Annotated in this window: 16 protein-coding genes and 1 pseudogene; 9 read left to right on the forward strand and 8 right to left on the reverse strand. The window is 68.9% G+C overall.

Going from position 1 to position 18,814, the window contains the following annotated elements; all coding sequences use genetic code 11:
* The first annotated feature begins 6 nt into the window (after positions 1-6).
* The 5 genes from J2X34_RS09545 to J2X34_RS09565 all read left to right on the forward strand — a co-directional run bounded on the left by J2X34_RS09545 (position 7) and on the right by J2X34_RS09565 (position 6,306).
* On the forward strand, positions 7-1,626 hold the full coding sequence (locus J2X34_RS09545; protein WP_174913566.1) for a class I adenylate-forming enzyme family protein: 1,620 nt from the start codon (positions 7-9) through the stop codon (positions 1,624-1,626).
* A complete protein-coding gene (locus J2X34_RS09550) occupies positions 1,623-2,459 on the forward strand; it encodes an SMP-30/gluconolactonase/LRE family protein (protein ID WP_114722086.1) in 837 nt (278 codons plus the stop codon). The genes J2X34_RS09545 and J2X34_RS09550 overlap by 4 nt, the downstream gene beginning before the upstream one ends.
* Positions 2,460-2,480: 21 nt before the next feature.
* The gene (locus J2X34_RS09555) at positions 2,481-5,084 is read left to right on the forward strand and encodes a hypothetical protein (protein WP_429516819.1); all 2,604 of its coding nucleotides are present in this window, start codon (positions 2,481-2,483) and stop codon (positions 5,082-5,084) included.
* A gap of 402 nt (positions 5,085-5,486) precedes the next feature.
* On the forward strand, positions 5,487-6,029 hold the full coding sequence (locus J2X34_RS09560; protein WP_114722088.1) for an HNH endonuclease: 543 nt from the start codon (positions 5,487-5,489) through the stop codon (positions 6,027-6,029).
* Positions 6,030-6,054: 25 nt separating this feature from the next.
* Positions 6,055-6,306 carry a WhiB family transcriptional regulator gene (locus J2X34_RS09565; protein ID WP_114722089.1) on the forward strand — a complete coding sequence of 84 codons (252 nt, stop codon included), beginning with the start codon at positions 6,055-6,057 and terminating at the stop codon, positions 6,304-6,306.
* A gap of 86 nt (positions 6,307-6,392) precedes the next feature.
* Here J2X34_RS09565 and J2X34_RS09570 read toward each other — a convergent pair whose 3' ends face one another.
* Positions 6,393-7,025 (reverse strand): TetR/AcrR family transcriptional regulator, encoded by a 633-nt coding sequence (locus J2X34_RS09570; protein ID WP_429516822.1) that lies wholly within the window; start codon positions 7,023-7,025, stop codon positions 6,393-6,395.
* A gap of 108 nt (positions 7,026-7,133) precedes the next feature.
* Between J2X34_RS09570 and J2X34_RS09575 the strand changes: the two genes are divergently transcribed.
* Positions 7,134-8,279 (forward strand): hypothetical protein, encoded by a 1,146-nt coding sequence (locus J2X34_RS09575; RefSeq protein WP_114722090.1) that lies wholly within the window; start codon positions 7,134-7,136, stop codon positions 8,277-8,279.
* A complete protein-coding gene (locus tag J2X34_RS09580; RefSeq protein WP_429516824.1) occupies positions 8,272-9,303 on the forward strand; it encodes a phosphotransferase family protein in 1,032 nt (343 codons plus the stop codon). The genes J2X34_RS09575 and J2X34_RS09580 overlap by 8 nt, the downstream gene beginning before the upstream one ends.
* A gap of 32 nt (positions 9,304-9,335) precedes the next feature.
* Here J2X34_RS09580 and J2X34_RS09585 read toward each other — a convergent pair whose 3' ends face one another.
* The 6 genes and pseudogenes from J2X34_RS09585 to J2X34_RS09610 form a co-directional block, all read right to left on the reverse strand.
* Positions 9,336-10,382, reverse strand: coding sequence for a DNA polymerase domain-containing protein (locus J2X34_RS09585; protein WP_429516826.1), 1,047 nt, complete (start codon positions 10,380-10,382; stop codon positions 9,336-9,338).
* A 3-nt stretch (positions 10,383-10,385) separates the two neighbouring features.
* Positions 10,386-11,459 (reverse strand): ATP-dependent DNA ligase, encoded by a 1,074-nt coding sequence (locus J2X34_RS09590; RefSeq protein ID WP_429516828.1) that lies wholly within the window; start codon positions 11,457-11,459, stop codon positions 10,386-10,388.
* Between the two features lie 63 nt (positions 11,460-11,522).
* On the reverse strand, positions 11,523-12,050 hold the full coding sequence (locus J2X34_RS09595) for an OsmC family protein (protein WP_429516830.1): 528 nt from the start codon (positions 12,048-12,050) through the stop codon (positions 11,523-11,525).
* A gap of 250 nt (positions 12,051-12,300) precedes the next feature.
* Positions 12,301-13,461 carry a magnesium and cobalt transport protein CorA gene (locus tag J2X34_RS09600; RefSeq protein WP_174913586.1) on the reverse strand — a complete coding sequence of 387 codons (1,161 nt, stop codon included), beginning with the start codon at positions 13,459-13,461 and terminating at the stop codon, positions 12,301-12,303.
* Positions 13,462-13,698: 237 nt separating this feature from the next.
* Positions 13,699-14,113, reverse strand: a pseudogene (locus J2X34_RS09605) (gamma carbonic anhydrase family protein).
* A 44-nt stretch (positions 14,114-14,157) separates the two neighbouring features.
* Positions 14,158-14,865: a FadR/GntR family transcriptional regulator gene (locus J2X34_RS09610; protein WP_429516832.1), complete on the reverse strand. Its 708-nt coding sequence runs from the start codon at positions 14,863-14,865 to the stop codon at positions 14,158-14,160.
* Between the two features lie 74 nt (positions 14,866-14,939).
* Here J2X34_RS09610 and J2X34_RS09615 point away from each other — a divergent pair, with 74 nt between their 5' ends.
* Positions 14,940-16,220, forward strand: a complete 1,281-nt coding sequence (locus tag J2X34_RS09615; protein WP_258557906.1) for an MFS transporter — start codon at positions 14,940-14,942, stop codon at positions 16,218-16,220.
* Here J2X34_RS09615 and J2X34_RS09620 read toward each other — a convergent pair.
* Positions 16,210-17,061 carry a helix-turn-helix transcriptional regulator gene (locus tag J2X34_RS09620; protein WP_114722166.1) on the reverse strand — a complete coding sequence of 284 codons (852 nt, stop codon included), beginning with the start codon at positions 17,059-17,061 and terminating at the stop codon, positions 16,210-16,212. The two genes, J2X34_RS09615 and J2X34_RS09620, sit on opposite strands and share 11 nt — an antisense overlap.
* A gap of 147 nt (positions 17,062-17,208) precedes the next feature.
* Between J2X34_RS09620 and J2X34_RS09625 the strand changes: the two genes are divergently transcribed.
* On the forward strand, positions 17,209-18,813 hold the full coding sequence (locus tag J2X34_RS09625; protein WP_114722094.1) for an acyl--CoA ligase family protein: 1,605 nt from the start codon (positions 17,209-17,211) through the stop codon (positions 18,811-18,813).
* Position 18,814: the final 1 nt, after the last annotated feature.

Genomic DNA, 18,814 nt, shown 5'->3' on the forward strand with positions numbered 1-18,814 from the left:
CTACCGATGACAACCCGCGATGACATCGTCGCCCGACTCACCGCTCCCGGCCAACCGTTCGAGATCGGGATCGAGGACGTGCTCGGTCAGCCGCTTCCCGTCTATACCCGTCGGCACCGCTCGCTCGGCGAACTGCTGCACGCATCAGCGAAGTTCGGGGACCGCGACTACCTGGTGACGCGGGAGAGCCGACTCACGTTCGAAGAGCACCGGTGTCGCGTCGCCGCGCTGGCCGCGGCGCTTCGCACCGAGTACGACGTACGCCCCGGCGACCGGGTGGCGATCTGCGCCGCCAACAGCCCGGAGTGGATCGTCACCTTCTGGGCCGCCGTCTCACTCGGCGCCGTCGCGGTCGGCATGAACTCGCTGTGGACCGGACCGGAGATGGCCCACGCGCTCGCACTGACCGAACCCAAGGTTCTCGTCGCGGATCGCATTCGGATGGATCGAGTCGGTGACAGCGGTGTGCCGACGCTGTCGGTCGAGACTGACCTGGACCCGATCTTCGTCGCTCACGCCACGGATCGCCTGCCCGATCACGTTGCCGCCGAAGACGATCCGGCGGTAATCCTGTTCACCAGCGGCACCACGGGACACCCGAAGGGCGCGACGCACTCGCATCGCAATGTCCTCACGGCGCTCTGGTTCCATCTTCTCAACGACGCGGTCGCCACCGAACTCGGTGCGGCGCCGGCGAATCGCAGGTTCCTCCTGGCGACGCCGCTGTTCCACATCGCCGCGCTGCACAACCTCGCGGTGGTGCGTCTCGTTGTCGGCGACACCGCGGTGATCCACCAGGGGCGGTTCGACGCCGACACGGTTCTCGGTCTGATCGAACAGGAACGGGTCACGAACTGGGGCGCCGTCCCGACGATGCTCTCGCGGATTCTCGAGGGTGACCTGAGTCGGTACGACCTGTCGTCGTTGCGCACGGTCACGGTGAACAGTGCGCCCTCGTCGCAGGCGCTGCGGGAGAAGTTGCGTGCAGCGCTGCCCGAGGCGGGCCGATCACTCGGCACCAGCTACGGAATGACCGAGTCCTCCACCGCTGCGACGATCGCGTCCCCCGCGGAACTGCTCGCCGATCCCGCAACCGTCGGGCGTCCCATCCTGACGATGCAGGTCGAGGTTCGTGACGCCGACGGCAACCGGGTCCCCGACGGCGTCGAAGGCGAGATCTGTCTGCGCGGGCCGGGAATCATGCTCGGGTACTGGAAGAATCCCGAGGCGACCGAGCAGGCGACCGCCCCGCACGGCTGGTACCGCACCGGAGATCTCGGCACCATGAACGGCGAATACCTGAGCGTGTCGAGTCGGCGTTCGGATCTGATCCTCCGTGGCGGCGAGAACGTCTACCCCGCCGAGATCGAGAATCGGCTCGCCCTGCATCCCGAGATCCGCGAGTGTGTGGTGCTCGGGGTCGATCACGAGGACCTGGGGCAGGAAGTCGCGGCCATCGTCGTGGTCGCGGATCGCAGCACCGTCACCGAGGCCGAGTTGACGGAGTTCACCGGCGCCGCACTGGCGCGCTACAAGGTGCCGACCCGTTGGACGATCAGCACGGAGGATCTACCGCGCAACGCCACCGGGAAGGTCATCCGCGCACAGGTCGAGTCGAGGGTATGACCGTCGAACTGATCGCCGACGGCCTCGGTTTCACCGAGGGCCCGGTCTATCTGCCCGACGACCGGGTGGCCGTGGTGTCCATGAGTCGCGGATCGGTGATCGTGCTCGATCGGGACGGAACCATCGTGGTCGAGCACCGGGTGGGAGGCGGCCCGAACGGCCTCGCGATCGGCCCCGACGGCGCACTCTATGTCGCCCAGAACGGTGGGATCTGGGCCGCCCAGAGCACCGCCGAACCTGGGGTCCAGGTGATCCGCGATGGCGAGGTGGGGTACCTGGCGAAGGGGATGGGGGCACCCAACGACCTGGTCTTCGGACCGGACGGGCGGCTGTGGGTCACCGACTCGCGCGAACAGTTCGACTTCTCCCGACCCGATCGGGCACTGCCCGGTCGGGTCTGGGCCGTCGACATCGTCAGCGGGGACAGCGAACTGCTCATCGAGGGGCCGATCTTCGTGAACGGCATCGGATTCGACACCGATCGAACGCACCTCTATCTGACGGAGACCGTCAGCGCCGACATCACGAAATACGATGTCGTGGGTAATCATCCGGAGGGTGGAGCCCTTCTACGGACCCTGCCCGATGCGAACCCGGACGGGTTTGCGGTCGATGCCTCCGATCGTCTCTGGGTCGCGACCACGAGCGGCGACCGGATCGACGTCGTCGGCCCGGACGGCACCGTCGAGGCAAGCCACCCGCTGCCCAAGGGCAGCATGCCCACCAATGTCTGTCGCGGACACCCTGACACGGACGAATTCTTCGTCACCGCGGCCGGCGCGGGGGCCGTCCTCAGGCTCACCCGCCGCCGACCGAGTCGACGCACTCGGTGATCCGCCTGGGAAGGATCGAAGATGGTTCGTGACGCCGTGCGCCGTGCGCGCGAGCTGCTGGCGGCAGGTGATCAGGAGCTCGCGCACGAAATCCTGACTCTGGCGCTGGACGCGCAGAGGTTTGCCGCTCAGGACGTGGAGGCGATAGCGGTGGCTGAGGCGACCGGGATGATCGTCCGGATCGAGGCGCCGTCCGGACCACGCGATGCCGTCGAGCGGCGTATCGCGAGGATGGCCGAACTCACGGACGGCTTCGACGCCGACGCCGTCCGGGAGGCGCGCGCGTTCGCTGAGCTCGAGGCGATCGAGTGGGTCCACCTGTACGAGCCCGATGATGCGATCGTGCTGGTCGATGTGATGCGAGCGGCGGAGTCGTTCGCATCGCGTCACATCGGGGAGGATCAACCGCTCGGTGTGCGGCAGGCACGAGGGGAGGCGATGTACACCGCCGAGATCTTGCGACGGCACCTCGGACGAGATCGCCATCAGGTGGCGGTCGGACTCGAGACGCTGGCGCTCACGCTCACCGCGGAATCCGACGAGCGGTTGCGTCACTTGCGTATTGCAGCGCTCTATCAGGCGGCGCAGATCCGCTACGACAGCGACGATGACGTGGAGTCCGCGATCGCGCTGATGCACCGCGTCATCGCCGAGTCCGAGTCTCTCCCCTCGGCGCGGGCGCTCCTGCATGCCGCATCTCTCCGTCTGGTCGACGACGAGATCGGCCGCGGGGTACCGGCGGCGACGGCGATTGCCCACGGCCTGCGCGCCCTGGATCTGCCCGTCGAGCCCGGCTTCGAGACGGTCACCGAACAGGCCCGGCATCTCGACCGGGTGCTCGAGCGGCTTCCCGACACCGAGCGCGACCTCGCCGCCGTCGAGCACTCCGCCACACTGGTGGACCGGTATGCCACCTGTGCGTCCGAGGATGCGCGTGAGGCGATCCTGTGGTGGGTACTCAGGCGTGTTCGCGAGGACGCGGGGACCGCGGCCGATCGACAGGTCCTCGCCCACACCGACCACGCGTTCGCCACCGACACGAGTCCGGCCACGACGGCGGCACGGGTTCGCGTGGCGTCACGGCTCGCCGAGTTGACCTCGCGCCTCGGGGACCCCGAGAGTGCCGTGCGACTCTATGAACAGCTCGATGCGCGATTCCCTGGGCACGAGCACGACGAGCGTCTCGTCGTGCCGCTCGCCCTGGCGATGGTCGACCGGGCACTTCGTCTCGCCGACATCGGACGTCGCGACGACGCACTCGCTGCGCTGGCGAAGGTGCCGCACCGCTACGCAACTGCCGCCGGTGTGCCCGGAGTCCCGGCCGCGATCGCCCAGGCGATGTACTGGCGAGGACGTCTACTGCGGGAGGCAGGCGAGCTCGTCGCGTCTCGTCGCGTCATCAACGACACCGTGGATCGCGCGGCCCCCGACACCGACGCCGACGTGCGCCTGTGGGCGGCCAACTCACTCTTCTCCGTGTGGCAGTCACCCGGGCTCAATCCGACCGAGATCGATAGTGCCCTGAATCGTTTCGCGGACCTGTTTGCCAACGATCCGGACGTGCGCATCCGCCGCCTGGACGCCCGGCGCCGCCTCACTCAGTCGACACGCGCGGCAGAACGAGGCGAACGCGAGATGGCGGCGACCCTGCTGCAGGGGCTGGTGGCCGCCCACGCCGACAGCGACGACCCGGACGTCCGCGACACTGTCGAACTCGCGACCGAGAATCAACGGATCCTCGCGATCTCCTCCCCCACCGATGCGGTCCCCGCCTCGGCGGGAGAGGCCCGCTACCGCGATCTGCGCGAACGCCTGTACGAGGCCGACAGGGCGGTCGACGACGGGAAACCCGCGGAGGCCGAAAGGATCCTCGCGGCGATTGCGGCCGACACCGGCGCGGACCCCGACGAGAACATCGTCATGCTCGGGCTCGCGGCGTTGGACGTGCTCGGAGGTCTGCTGCTCGACGCCGGGCGGTGGGAGGAGCTCGTTGCCGTGGCACGCAGCGCGGCCCTGCGCCGTCCCGGTCTCGACACCCGGGCACGCCGGGTGCACGCACGCGGTCACCTGCGACTCGGCATTGCGCTCGGCCGGCTCGGCGAGGAGCATGCAGCGATCGAGGCCTACGAGGCGCTCGAACGGCTCGCCGACGGAGCGACCGACGGCGACATCGTGAACGCCCGCGAGGTGGCCGCCTACAACCGCGCCGTCATGGTCGACGGACTGGGCGACCCGGTCGCCGCGATCGCCGCCTACGACCACGTCCTCCGGATCCACGACCTGTCCGTCGACTCCGCCGAACGCCGGCTCCGCCGCGTCAAGACACTGCGCAACAAAGCGCTACTCCTGACCGGTCTCGGACGCCTACCCGAGTCGATCCACGCCCACCGACTGATCCTCGACATCGCGGGCGCCTTCCCGGACGCCGAGATCGCCGAACGAGGCCGCAAGTCTGCCTTCGATCTGGCGGCCTGCTACACGCAACTCCGCGAGTATCGTGCCGCGTCGGACCTCTACACCTGGATGCGATCCGCCCATCACCTCGGATTCGCCCGAGACGAACTCGCGAGCATCACAAGATCCGCCAAGACGGCAGCCCGCGCAGCCAGACGCGCACGTCAGTGAGCGCATTCAGCTCGTGGTACAGCGCCGGCCCGCAGAGTGCCGGACCCGCGGAGGTCCCATCCGAGCTGCACCGGCCATCTGTAAAAATTCCCCAGCGCCCTCCCCTGAACCGTGGCACACTGGGCGGCCGGCCACACGACCAGGAAGGGGAACACTCGGATGCACACCACCTCATACCCGCAGCGCATGTCGCAGCCGATGATCCGAATCCTGGATCGGACTGCCGAAAACCCCGGCAACACAGCCGGATTCAGCGTCCCCTGACGCCCCTCCTCTCGGGGCGCACCTGCCCCGAAACCTCGGTCGCCATGAGGTGACCTGCCGGCCGACCGGCCACCACGGGCCGTTCGCACCCCGAGAACCCGCCACTCCCCCTGGGAGAGAACGAGGTTGTCGATTGCCATGGCCCGCCCATCCACCACCGCCGTCACCACCCGAACCTGGATGAACACCCGTGTGCGCGTGCTCAACGCCACCTACGAGGACTTCGACCTCGTACCCGCCGCCCGCGCGGTTGTGACGCTCGCCGCGGAACTCGCCGTCACCTTGGTCGAACACACCCCGCGGTTCCTGGTGCGTTCCCAGCACATCGCGATCCCACTGCCGCGCACGATCCAGCTGCTCGAGTACGTTCACACGCCGCCGCGGCCGGGCGTCGACGACGACACCCGAGCAACGTTCCCAGCGATCCTGGCGCGCGACCACCACCGGTGCGCGTACTGCGGTGGCCGGGGCGCGAACACCGTCGACCACGTTTACCCGCGCAGTCGTGGCGGCGGCGACACCTACGGCAATCTCGTCGCCGCCTGCGCGGACTGCAACGGCCGCAAGACCGACCGGACACCGGAGGAGGCCGACATGCCGCTGCTGTGGATCCCCCGAGCTCCGCGGGATGACGTCAAACGGCAGCGCGCGATCTGGCGCGACCTGGCCCCGACACCGTGAATCGTCTTGAAAGGAGGCACAACCGATGACCATCATGATGACCTTGGCCGAGCTGCTGCCGGCCACCGACGGAAGCACCGACTGGGACGAGGCCGCCTGCCGGGGTGATCGTCACCCCGACCGCTGGTTCCCGGACCCGAGCGAGCCCTTCGACTACGCCGCCCTCGTCTGCGCCCGCTGCCCGATCGCCGCGGCCTGCGGCGAGTACGCCGCCGGCACCCGCCAGTCCGGTGTGTGGGGCGGACACGAGTACCTCCGCGGCAAGCTGATCCGGTAAGCCGGAGGGCATTTCACGACGGGACACCAGTGAGCCGAGTCCGCCGAAGCACCACACCTGGGACGCAGTCTACAAACCGCGCAGAACTACGAAACCGAGTCGAACTCGCTGCGGTCGACCGAGACCAGCAGGACCAACGAGTCGGCGGTGCGGGCACAGAACGCATCGGCGTCGACGAGTCCGTTGGTGAGGCCGCGCACGATGGTGGCGGAGACCAACAGGTCGAAGGCGGCGTCCGCCGCCGCGGCCGTCTCGTCGGCGGACCGGTCGGGGAACTCGGCGGCCACGCGTTCCGCGAGAGTCACGCGTACCGGATCCTCGGCGCTGAGTATCAGACGCTCGTACGCCCCGTGATCGTGGAGATAGGCGGAGAGCAGGCCCGGAATGGCTGCGCGGGCAGCAGGTTCGGCGATCTGATTGAGGAACAGCCTGGTCCACGCCAGCAGGTCGTCACGCAGGCTCGCGGTGGCCGCGGGCAGCGAGGCGTCGGGCCCCCCGAAGACGGCATCCTCGACGATCGATTCCTTCGTGGCCCAGCGGCGGTAGATCGCCGACGTACCAACCTTCGCGCGTCGGGCGATCGCGGTGATCGTGGTCTTCTGGTACCCGCTCTCCACGAGCACTTCCCTGGTTGCAGCGAGAATGGACCGGTCGACTTGAGGGTCCCGGGGCCGGCCCACACCGACCACTCCGGGCCGGCGATCGCTGCTCGTCTTCACACAACCGGACAGTACCGGACGAGTTTCGCCGAATCTATTACGTTGCAGAGCGCTCCGTAATAGATTCCGGGTAGGTCAGCCAGCCATCCACCGAAAGGACGACTCCCGATGATCACCCCGCACGACGAACTGCTCATCCACCAGCTCCCCACCACCCTCGACCACGTCTCGCAGAGCGACCTGCGCTGGACCGAGCGCATCGTGATGTACGGCTTCGACAAGTCCGGCGAGATCAGCATCATGACCGGCCTGGCGAAGTACCCGAACCGCAACGTTCTCGACGCCTACGCGATGGTCACCCGCAAGGGCGAACGGGCCCGCGTCGTCCGGATGTCGACCGAGCTGAACCCGCAGACCGGCGCCCTGAACGCATGGAGCGTCGGGCCGTACACGTACGAGATCGTCGAGCCGTTGCGCAAGGTGCGCTCCACCGTCGAGTCCAACGAGCACGGCCTGAGCCTGCAGCTCGACTTCACCGGCGACTTCCCGGTGTACGAGCAGACCGCAGCCTTCCACCGCAGCCGTGGCCGGGTCCGCGAGGACGCCCGCCGCTTCTACCAGAACGGCACCATCACCGGCTGGATCGAGATCGACGGCGAGCGCATCGAGATCGACCCCGACAACTGGTGGTTCGGCCGCGACCACTCCTGGGGCGTGCGCCACGGCGGCGGTGGCGGCAGCCTGCCCGAGGGCGGCAACATGCAGCCCTCGGAGGTGCCCGCCGGCGTCTTCTACTACATGGGCATCTTCCAGTTCGAGGACGAGGTGGTGCACTTCGCGCAGCGCGAGACGCACACCGGAGAGCGCTGGCAGTTCGAGGGCGAGGTGCTGTTCCCGATCGACTCGGGCAAGGACCCGCTGCCGATCATCGACGTCGAGCACGACCTGGATTTCCGCGACGACCTCCGCGTCGTCAAGTCCGGCACGTTCACCGTGCACCGCGCCGACCGCAGCACCGACGTCATCGAGGTCAATCCGGTGTGCGACTTCTGGCCGGGCCTGGCCGGCTACGACGAGTACAACGGCTACGCGTCGGGCATGTACCGCGGCAAGGACTTCAGTGACAGCTTCGACGTCGACATCACCGACGTCGACGAGATCCGCAAGGTCAGCATGCTCAGCGAGACGCTCTGCGAGGTCCGGATGGGCGACAAGGTCGGGCACGGGCTGGTCGAGATGGTGTTCATGGGCGTGAATCCGCGCTACGGCTACACCGACTGGAGCGCCAACCGATCCGGTGCGAACAATGGCTGAGCGCGTCGCCGCGGAAGACCTGGCGGCGGCCCTCGAGCCCATTGTCCGGCAGCGCATTCCGGGCGCGCAGAACGCGAAGATCGTCAACTGGATGCGCACCGAGCGCGGGTTCTCCACCGAGACCTACCTGTTCGACCTCGAAGGTGCCGAGCACGAGTCGGCCGGGTACGTCTTCCGACGCCCGCCCGAGGTCTCGCTGTTCCCCGACTACGACCTCCGGCGCCAGTACCTGGTCTCGGAGCGGCTCGCACCGACCGATCTCCCGGTCCCCGCCGTCCGGTGGATCGACGCCGGCGACAACCCGCTCGGCACCCCGTACTACGTGATGGACCGCATCGGAAATGCCGAGGCGCCCAGCGACTTCCCCTCGTACCACACCGCCGGCAACTACTTCGAGGCCGACGAGCAGGGTCGGGCGAAGATGTGGTGGGAGTGCGTGGAGACGATGGCGCGGGTGCATCTCCTGGACCCCGACGAGCTCCGGCTCGGGTTCCTCGCGATGCCCGAGTTCGGGGACAAGCCGGTCGAGCAGATCGTGAACTACCTCGACTGGGCCGTGCGCTGGGCGGCACCGGAACTGCCGCCGGTGATGGAGAAGGCACTGACCTGGCTCGGAGCCAATCTCTACGACCCGGAGCACGTGACGTTGGTCTGGGGCGACGCCCGCATGTCGAACATCCTGTACACGCCGGACCTGTCGGTCGCCGGCGTACTCGACTGGGAGATGGCGTATCTGGGTGACCACGAGGCCGACCTGGCCTGGGTGCTGTTCCTGGACTGGGCGTGCAGCGAGTACGAGGGACACCCGAGCCTGCCCGGCACCCCGACGCGGGAGGAGACCATCGCCCGCTACGAGCAACTGACCGGCTGGAAGGTGCAGAACCTGCTGTTCAACGAGGTGCTCGCGGCGGTGCTGCTGTCCGTGCCCCTGTTGCGTCTGTCCACCCATCTGAACCTCGGCGACAACGTGAGCATCACCGGGTTCTGCATGGCGCGCCTCGAACAACTGCTGAACGCCGACTGACGGTCCCCGGCGAGTAGGTCGAGCCCGGCCGGTCAGTCCTTCTTCAGGTCCCGGTCGCGGCTCGGCTGCACCCGCTTGGGCTCGCCCGGCATCTTCGGATAGTTCGGCGGGTACGGCATGTCACCCAGCCCGGCCGCGAGGTCACGCTCGGCCATCTCGAGCAGCCCGTCGAGCGAATGGGCGACGTCGTCCAGCGTCGCCATCGGGTCACCGCGACCCGCGAGCAACGCCGGCACCGTCGCGATGGTGAAGTCGTCGGGCTCGACGGACGCCAGTTCGTCCCACGTCACCGGGGTGGACACCGTCCCGATCGGGGTGCGGCGGGCCGAGTACGCGGACGCGACGGTCTTGTCCCGGGCGTTCTGATTGAAATCGAGGAAGATGCGCCTGCCGCGTTCCTCCTTCCACCACTTCGTGGTCGCCCGGTCGCCGCTGCGCCGCTCGACCTCCCGGCACAACGCGATTCCGGCGCGCCGTACCTCCACGAAGTCCCACCGCTGTTCGATCCGGATGTACACGTGCAGTCCGCGTCCGCCCGACGTCTTCGGGAACCCGATCAGGCCCAGTTCATCGAGAAGCGGATGCAGGACGTCGAGCGCGACGCGACGGGCGTCGTCGAAGTCGGTGCCGGGCTGCGGGTCCAGGTCGATCCGCAACTCGTCGGGATGCTCGACGTCCGGGCAGCGCACCGCCCACGGGTGGAACGTGACGGTGCCGAGGTTCGCGGCCCACACGATGTCGGCGGCGCTGCGCACCCGCAGCACGTCCGCGGTGCGGCCCGACGGGAACGTCACCTCGCACGAGTCGACATGCTCGGGCCGTTTCGCCGGCACCCGCTTCTGGTAGATGTCCTCGCCCTCGACGCCATCCGGGAAGCGCTGGATGTGGGTCGGCCGGTCCCGCAGCGCGCGCAGCAACTCCCCGCCCGTCGCGACCCTGCGGTAGTACTCGACGAGGTGCCGCTTGGTGCCGCCTTCCGCGCCGAGCCGCGGGTAGTAGATCTTGTCCGGATTCGACAGCCGGACGGCCACGCCGTCGACGTCGAGCTCCTCTGCCGGAGAACGCTTGGTGGCAGCCATGGTTCAGCCCTCCCCTGTCAGGACGTCGGCGAGGTCGTAGCGGAGCGGAACCTCGAGTTGCTCGAACGTGCACGACTCCGGCGCCCGGTCGGGGCGCCACCGCAGGAACCGCGCCGCGTGCCGGAACCGCACCCCGGCCTGGCTGCCGCGTTCGCCGAGCCCGCCCTCCATCTGGTCGTACGCCACCTCGAGGACGCGCTCGGGGCGGAGCGGAATCCAGCTGCGGTCGGCGCTCGAGCGCCAGCGGGTGGCCTCCCCCTCGGCCACGACGTCGTCGCCGACCCGCAACGGTTCGAGTTCGGCGAACAGCTCGACGCGACGCTTCGCGGTGAAGGCCGACGCGCCGCCGACCATGTGCAGCTCGCCGCCGTCGTACAGCCCCAACAGGATCGATCCTATGCCCGGCTGACTCTTGTGCGGCCGGTAGCCGATCGCGACGACGTCGGCGGTTCGAGAGTGCTTGACCTTCACCATCTCCCGCTTGTTCGGCAGATAGTGGCCGTCGAGCCTCTTGGCGACGACGCCGTCGAGTCCCGCTCCCTCGAACGTCTCGAACCAGCGCTGCGCGGTGGCACTGTCGAGGGTGGCCGCCGTGACGTGACAGCTCGGTCCGCCGCCGACCGCATCGAGCAGTGCGTTGCGGCGTTCGGCGAACGGGCGCGCGGTGAAGTCGTCGTCGCCGAGCGCCAGCAGATCGAATCCGATGAACTGCGCCGGGGTCTGCTCCGCGAGCAGCTTCACCCGGCTGTCGGCCGGGTGGATGCGCTCGGAGAGCGAGCCCCAGTCCAGCCGGGTCCGGCCGCCGATCTCCCGGGGGACCACCAGCTCGCCGTCGACGACGCAGCGTGGCGGCAGTTCGGCCCGCACCGCCTCGACCATCTCGGGGAAGTACCGGGCCAGGTCCTTGCCGCCACGCGAGCCGAGCACCACGTCGTCGCCGTCGCGGAACACGATGGCGCGGAATCCGTCCCATTTGGGCTCGTACGACCAGACGGATTCACCGGCCGGTTGTTCGGGCACTCCGGACGCGGCCTTGGCCAGCATCGGCTGCAGCGGTGGTGCGATAGGCAGGTCCACGGCGTCCATAGTGACACCCGCACCCGCTGTTCGCGCGCTGTTCGCCGCGGCCGGTGCCCCCGATCAGCCGTTTGCGGCGGGCGTCTCGAGGACCGAGGTGACCGGAGTGGGGTTACGCGTCAGGTCCAGAACAGGGCAGTGCGCCTCGGCCGCCTCGTGCAGTTCGAGGTAGCGCTCCCGCGACTCCGGGCCGGTGACGTTCACGACGACGCGGACCTCGCCGAAGCCGGGCCGCACGGTCTCGTCGAACCCGAAGAAGCCCCGCACGTCGAGGTCGCCCTCGGCGCGGGCGGTGATGTCGTCGACCCGGATACCGAGCTTCTCGGCCCAGAACCGGTACGTCACGACGTGGCACGACAGCAGCGAGGCCAGGTAGTACTCCACCGGGTTGGGGGCGGAGTTCTCGCCGCCGAGCGCCGGCGGCTCGTCCACCTCGACCGTGTACTTACCGAGCGAGACGGTGCTGGCAACGGCGTCGTGGGCCCGGGCCGACGCGCGGAAGACGACGTTCGCCTTCGCTGCGTCCCGGGAGACCGCGTCGGCGGTGGCGGAGACGATCGAGGACAGGTGTGAAACGGATGCAGTGGTCACGGGTGAGATCCCATCGTTCGTGTGCGTGAATGCCGAGTGCGTGATCACGGCGCGTGCGATGACGGCGCGCGTGAAGTGATCCCGGCGGCGAGACACTCGCGCCGGGGGGCGGGTCGGATCAGACCCGCCGACACCCGGACGTACACACGTGCGCGAAATCGACATGGCGGCGCCGCGTCAGCAGCTCACCGGAGTCGATCGCGCGAAGTGAGGTCACGCCTGAGACTGTAGCCGGACCGCCCGGCCCGGTCTACAGCCAGCCGCGACGCTTGAAGATCGTGTACAGCCCGGTACAGGTGAGCACCATGAGCATCAACGCGAACGGATACCCGCCGGCCCAGTGCAATTCGGGCATGTTGTCGAAGTTCATGCCGTACACGGTGCCGATCAGGGTGGGCGCGAACAGGATTGCTGCCCACGCCGAGACCTTCTTGATCTCCTCGTTCTGCGCGTAGCTGGCCTCGGTCATGTTGCGCATCTCTTCGTTCTGCGCCTGCGAGACCAGCGTCGCGTTCAGCGCGAGGATGCTGCCGAGCAACTCCCGGAAGCCGTCGACCCGTTCGACCACCGTCGTCGCGTGGTCGGTCACGTCCCGCAGGTACTTCTGCAGTTCCTCGTCGGTGTTGTACTTGTCGAAGCCCGCGGACAGTGCGCGCAGCATGCCGAGCAGCGGCTTGGTGGCGCGCTGGAACTCGACCACCTCTCGGGAGAGTTCGTAGATACGCCGGGACACCATGGGGTCGCCGCTGAAGACCTCGGTCTCGATCTCGTCGATGTCGTTCTGCAGACCCGCGACGACGGGCGCGTAGCCGTCGACCACGGCGTCGAGGATCGCGTACAGCACCGCCTCGGGCCCCAGCTTGAGCAGTTCCGGGTCGCCCTCCATGCGGTCCCGGACGGCCGACAGGTCCGGGGACTCGCTGTGCCGGACGGTGAGCACGAACGTCGGGCCGCAGAAGATGTGCAGTTCGCCGAAGTCGACGCTCTCCGATTCGTCGAGGTACCGCGCGGCGCGCAGCACGACGAACAGCGTGTCGCCGTACCGCTCGAGCTTGGGCCGCTGGTGCGCGACGATCGCATCCTCGACCGCGAGCTCGTGCAGGTCGAATTGCTCTGCCGCAGCGTTCAGTTGAGCGTCGTCCGGACGGTAGAGACCGATCCAGGCCATCGACGACTCGTCGGGCAGGCTCGCGAGTGCTTCCGCGAGGGTCGCCGGCGAGGAGATCCGGCGGCCGTCGCGGTAGACCGCGCTGTTGACGACGCTGGACTCCACGACGCCGGATTGGGCCGCGGCCGGTGGCGTCTGCCCCGGGTGTCGCGGTGCCATCGAATGCTCGGGCGAGACCACGTCGTCGGCGGTACCGGCGGCGCGGCGAGGGAGGATCGAGCGAATCGGACGCTTTTCACGCATACGAATACAGCTTTCGGGAAGGTCCGCGATCCGGACCGCCGATCGCGGTCCCACGGACACCAGTCGAACGCCATCGGAGTGGATGGCGTGGATTGTCCTGTTTAACTGGTACTCGGAGGTTGGCTACTCATTACTAGCCCCACCTCCTCTTCCTCGAACCCCGCAGATCCGCGGGCGCGGGTCGACCCGAACGACGACACCCTACTCCGGCAGCACCGGACGCGACAACCGGAGCGGTCAGTCGATGCGCTCCATGTCCGACCGATACCGCGCCGCGTTGGCCACGTACGTGGCGACACCGCGACGCAACCCCTCCGCGAAGGCGTCCGGATCAGGATGCGGCGCAACGGTTGCCGGTGCGCCGAGCACTCTCGATCGGGGCGGGACGACGGTGCCCTCGGTGAGCAGCGCGGTCGCGCCGACGAGGGTGCCCGTGCCCACCACCACACGCTGCAGGCTCGTGGACATCGATCCGATGAGGCACCGGTCCTCGACCACCGCGCCCTCGATGTGCGCGTTGTGCCCGACGACGCAGTCCGCACCGGGACGCCTCGGCGCCGATCGTCACGGCCCCGACCACCACGACGTCGGGATGCACGAAGGCGGTGGGATGGATGTCGGGAACCAGGTCGCCCAGTCGGTAGATCGCCACGCGGCAAACACCTTTCGTCTCGGGGATGTCTGTCCCGAGTGCATCTACCCGCTGTTCGACGGACCTGCCACATCGGCCTGCCGCTCGCGCACCGCGGCGACGAACAGGTCGAGGTAGCCGCAGGCACCGTGCCCGGCGCGTGACTCGTCGCGTCGCTCGATGGCCTCGACCACCCGCTCGTGGTGGGCCGCGCCGAGTGCGGGTTCGTGGACGCCGTCGGTGAAGTCGTAGGTGGCCCGCAGCGGCTCGGCGATGCCTGCGAACAGCTCGTCCAGCACGGGGTTGTGGGCGGCCGCGACGACGGCGACGTGGAAGGCCAGATCCGCGTCGGCAAAGTCGGCGCCGTCGCCGGTGCGTCCGGTCCGATCCCGGAGGTCGAGTGCCTCGCGCAGGCGTCGGACGTCGTCGTCGGTGCGGCGCAGGCACGCCAGTCGCACCGCCTCGAGCTCGAGCGCGCGGCGCACCTCGTAGACGTGGAGCATCTCGGATACCGCGACCTGGCGGGTGAGCAGGCCACCGATGTCGGTACGGGCGCGGACGAACGTGCCCGACCCGCGACGGATCTCGAGCATGCCGGTGGACGTGAGGCACTTGATCGCCTCGCGGAGCGTGTTGCGGCCGACACCGAGCAGGGTCGCCAGCTCCGGCTCCGTCGGGATGCGCTGGTCCATCGGCCAGTCTCCGGTCGAGATCCGGGCACGCATCCAGTCGAGCGCCTGCTGATACGCCGATTCCTTCTGCACCACCGTCACCGGTTCATCCTCACACGAGCCGCGGACACCTTCCCCGTCCAGCATACATAGGACGTCCTACGTAGGATGTCCTCGTGCGCCCAGCCACCGACCTCCGAACGCCGCCCGTGACCGACCCGACCGACCGCGCGACGAGATCCGCCCGACGGTGGCCGGCGCGGCACTTCCACGGGCTCGGGTACGTGCTGGTGATCCTGCTGGTGGGGGCGAACATGCCGACCGCGCTCTACGGCGTCTACCGCACCGAGTTCGGGTTCAGCCCGGTCACGCAGACGGCGATCTTCGCGGTCTACGCCGCCGCCCTCGTGCCGGCGCTCTTCTTCTTCGGCCCGTTGTCGGACCGGATCGGGCGCCGTCCGGTCCTGATCGCGGCACTCGCCTCGGGCCTCGGGGGCATCGCCGTCCTCGCGTTCGCGGAGTCGACGGCGTGGCTGTTCGTCGGCCGCATCCTGCAGGGCCTCTCCGTGGGTGCGTGCTCGGCCGCCGGGACGGCGGCACTGCTCGAGCACGTGCCCGGCCACAACCCCGTGCGGGCCGCCCGTGCCGCGACGGCGAGCACGGCGGCCGGCGCGGCCCTCGGCCCCCTGATCGCCGGCGCCGTCGCCGAGTACCTGCCGCATCCACTCGTCCTCCCCTACACACTGTTCGGACTCGCGCTGATCCCGGGACTCGTCGCGCTGCTGGTACTGCCGACACCCGAACGCGCCGAGCCGTCGGCCGCCTCGCCGCACCCACCGCGGCGGCGTCTGATCGAGATGCCACGGATTCCACGCGCGATCCGGTCCGTCTTCTTGCTGGCAACGGTCCCGGCCGCGATCGCGTGGGCGGCGGTGGGCCTGTTCCAGTCGGTGGTGCCGTCCTGGATCGCGGAGATGCTCGGCATGTCGAACCTGCTGGTCGGGGCGGCCACGGCCGCGCTGGTGATGTCGTGCTCGGTGGTGGCGCAGCTGGGCATGCGTGGCCTCGACCCCCTCGTCGCCCAGCGCCTCGGCCTCGGCCTGATGTGTGCCGGGATGCTGGGGCTGTCGGTCGTCGACCGCGTGCCGAGCCTGGCCCTGCTCCTCGTCGTGACCGCCGGCGTCGGCATCGGACACGGACTGGCGTTCACCGGCGGCATGCAGCGCGTCAGTACCGCGGTCGCCCTGCACGCCCGCGAGTCCAGTGGCGCGGTCCTGGCCGCGTTCTTCACGCTCACGTATGTCGGGCTCGGCGTGCCCGCGATCGCCGCGGGTCTCCTCGTCACCTACCAGGGCATGTCGACCGCGGTGGCCGAGTTCTCCCTCGTTGCCGCCGTCAGCTGCCTGATCGCGTTGGCGCTGAACATGATCCGACGGTCCGACGACGCTACGGGATGAGCCCCTGCCGCCGTGCCTCGACCACGGCCTCGTGCCGGCTGCGGACCTCGAGCTTGGTCATGATGTTGCGCATGTAGCTCTTGACGGTGTCGAGGCGCAGACCCAACCGCTCGCCGATCTCCGCGTTGCGGCAGCCGAGCGCGACGTGGACGAGTACCTCGAACTCGCGGGGCGACAGCGTCACCCTCGCGGGCTCGGTCGCCCCGACGGTGAGCCCGCGCAGCTTTCCTTCCACCGCCCTGACCTCGGCGCCGAGGGCGTCGTCGTCGAGGCGGTCCGCGATCGCCCGCAGAGCCAGGTAACTCTCGGTGATGCCCGCCGAGATCTTCGGGTCCCGGTACGCGTCCGGTGCCGTGCGCGCATTCTCGATCATCGCGACCCGGCGGTCGACCTCGTCGCGGATCTCGATCTCGTGGGCGAGTTTGCGCGCCGACCGCATCACCGATTCGGCCATCACGTCACCGATCGGCAGGTTGGCGCGCAGGCCGCCGTACACCGCGGCGCGGGTGGTCCCGCGCACCACGACCGGCGCCGCGAGCAGCGACTCGATCCCCTCGCTGGCCACCTCGTGGTCGTAGTCGTGGGTGATGTGCCGGGAGTTCGCGTAGTCCTGGACCGCACCGGGCCGCTGTTCGGCGATCACCCGACCGCCCAGTCCGCATTCGGTGTCGATCACGAGATCACGCAGCATCGCACCGCGGGTCCCGACGAAGCCCGACAGCCGCATGCTGGGCCCGTCGACCATGCCTCCGAACAGCACCGGCAGCGTCGTGCTGGTGCGCAGATATCGGAGTTCGGCGCGGATCGCGTCCTCGTCGCTCGGCCTCAGGATGTCGGTCATCAGTTCGTTCGGTGCGCTGTTCGTCGGAATTCCGGGCACCCACCGCGGATACCCACTTCAGAGGGTAGCGGCCGCCGGACTGTGCCCCATAGCGTCGGATCCGGCGGTGTGTAACGCCCGTCACTTGCGATCACCACGGAGGTACTCGTGTCCGAACTGTCCGCCTCGGCGAACCACACACCGCTCAGTCCGCTGCGCTTCCTGGACCGCTCGGCATCGGTGTTCCCCGACAAGACCGCGATCATCCACGGGGACCGCCGCTACACGTATCGCGAGTTCGCGAACGAGGTGGCGCAGCTCGCACGGGTGCTGCGCAGCCGCATCGAACCGGGCGACCGGGTCGCCTACCTGTGCCCCAACACCCCCGAGATGCTGATGGCGCACTTCGCGGTGCCGCTGGCCGGCGGTGTGCTGATCGCCCTCAACTCGCGACTGGCCGGACCCGAGCTCGAGTACATCCTCGACCACGCCGGGGCCCGGATCCTGTTCGTGGACTCCGAGCTGGTGGGCTCGGTGCGCACCGTGCGGGAGAACGTCGGCAGCGTCGCCGAGATCGTCGAGATACCGGACTCGACGATCCCGCGCCCCGACGTCCCCGCCGGTGTGACGACCGCGCAGTACGACGAGTTCCTGCGCAGCCGCGACGGCCTGTCCGACGAGCCACTCCGCTGGGGCGTCGACGACGAGCAGCAGGTCATCGCCATCAACTACACGTCCGGCACCACCGGAAAGCCCAAGGGCGTCATGTACTCCCACCGCGGCGCCTACCTGAACTCGCTCGGCGAGACGTTCCACAACGGCTTCGACGGCAACACCAAGTACCTGTGGACGCTGCCGATGTTCCACTGCAACGGCTGGTGCACGCCGTGGGCCGTGACCGCCGCGGCCGGCACCCACGTGTGCCTGCGGGCGGTGCGTGCCGACGCCATCTGGGACGCGATCGACGACCTCGGAATCACCAACCTGTGCGGCGCCCCCGCCGTGTGCACCACGATCGCCGGCGCCGAGCAGGCGCACCCGGTGGACGCGCTGCGGATCACGACCGCCGGCGCTCCCCCGTCGCCGACCGTCATCGCGCAGCTCGAGACCCTCGGCGTGACCGTCGTGCACGTGTACGGCCTCACGGAGGTGTACGGGCCGTACACGATCTGCGAATTCCAGGAGTCGTGGAACGACCGGTCGCCCGAGGAGCGGGCCGCGCTGATCTCCCGGCAGGGTGTCGGCATGCTGCAGGCCGAGAACGCCCGCATCGTCGACGACAACATGGCGGACGTGCCCGCCGACGGCGAGACGATGGGCGAGATCGTGTTGCGCGGCAACAACGTCATGCTCGGCTACTACCGCGATCCGGAGGCCACCGCGCAGGCGTTTGCCGGGGGCTGGTTCCACACCGGCGACCTGGGCGTCATGCACCCGGACGGCTACATCCAGCTCAAGGACCGCGCGAAGGACATCGTCATCTCGGGCGGCGAGAACATCTCGACGGTCGAGGTGGAGCAGGCGATCATCGCGCATCCCGCCGTGCTGGATGTCGCCGTCGTCGGTGTGCCGCACGAGAAGTGGGGCGAGCGACCCAAGGCGTTCGTCATCGTCAAGCCGGGACACACGGTGACCGCCGAGGAGATCGTCGAGCACACCCGCGCGCTGCTCGCGCGGTACAAGGTGCCCGAGGAGATCGTCTTCCCGCTCGACCTGCCGCGCACCCCGACCGGCAAGGTGCTCAAGTTCGAGCTGCGGAAGTCGCACAGCTGAC

Origin of the sequence: Rhodococcus sp. BE178 (genome assembly GCF_050433545.1) — a bacterium.
Lineage (GTDB): Bacteria > Actinomycetota > Actinomycetes > Mycobacteriales > Mycobacteriaceae > Prescottella.

Coding starts and splice junctions, on each gene's coding strand:
- J2X34_RS09545 (WP_174913566.1), top strand. CDS start 7: ATGACAACCCGCGATGACATCGTCGCCCGACTCACCGCTCCCGGCCAA.
- J2X34_RS09550 (WP_114722086.1), top strand. CDS start 1,623: ATGACCGTCGAACTGATCGCCGACGGCCTCGGTTTCACCGAGGGCCCG.
- J2X34_RS09555 (WP_429516819.1), top strand. CDS start 2,481: ATGGTTCGTGACGCCGTGCGCCGTGCGCGCGAGCTGCTGGCGGCAGGT.
- J2X34_RS09560 (WP_114722088.1), top strand. CDS start 5,487: ATGGCCCGCCCATCCACCACCGCCGTCACCACCCGAACCTGGATGAAC.
- J2X34_RS09565 (WP_114722089.1), top strand. CDS start 6,055: ATGACCATCATGATGACCTTGGCCGAGCTGCTGCCGGCCACCGACGGA.
- J2X34_RS09575 (WP_114722090.1), top strand. CDS start 7,134: ATGATCACCCCGCACGACGAACTGCTCATCCACCAGCTCCCCACCACC.
- J2X34_RS09580 (WP_429516824.1), top strand. CDS start 8,272: ATGGCTGAGCGCGTCGCCGCGGAAGACCTGGCGGCGGCCCTCGAGCCC.
- J2X34_RS09585 (WP_429516826.1), bottom strand. CDS start 10,382: ATGGCTGCCACCAAGCGTTCTCCGGCAGAGGAGCTCGACGTCGACGGC.
- J2X34_RS09600 (WP_174913586.1), bottom strand. CDS start 13,461: ATGCGTGAAAAGCGTCCGATTCGCTCGATCCTCCCTCGCCGCGCCGCC.
- J2X34_RS09620 (WP_114722166.1), bottom strand. CDS start 17,061: ATGACCGACATCCTGAGGCCGAGCGACGAGGACGCGATCCGCGCCGAA.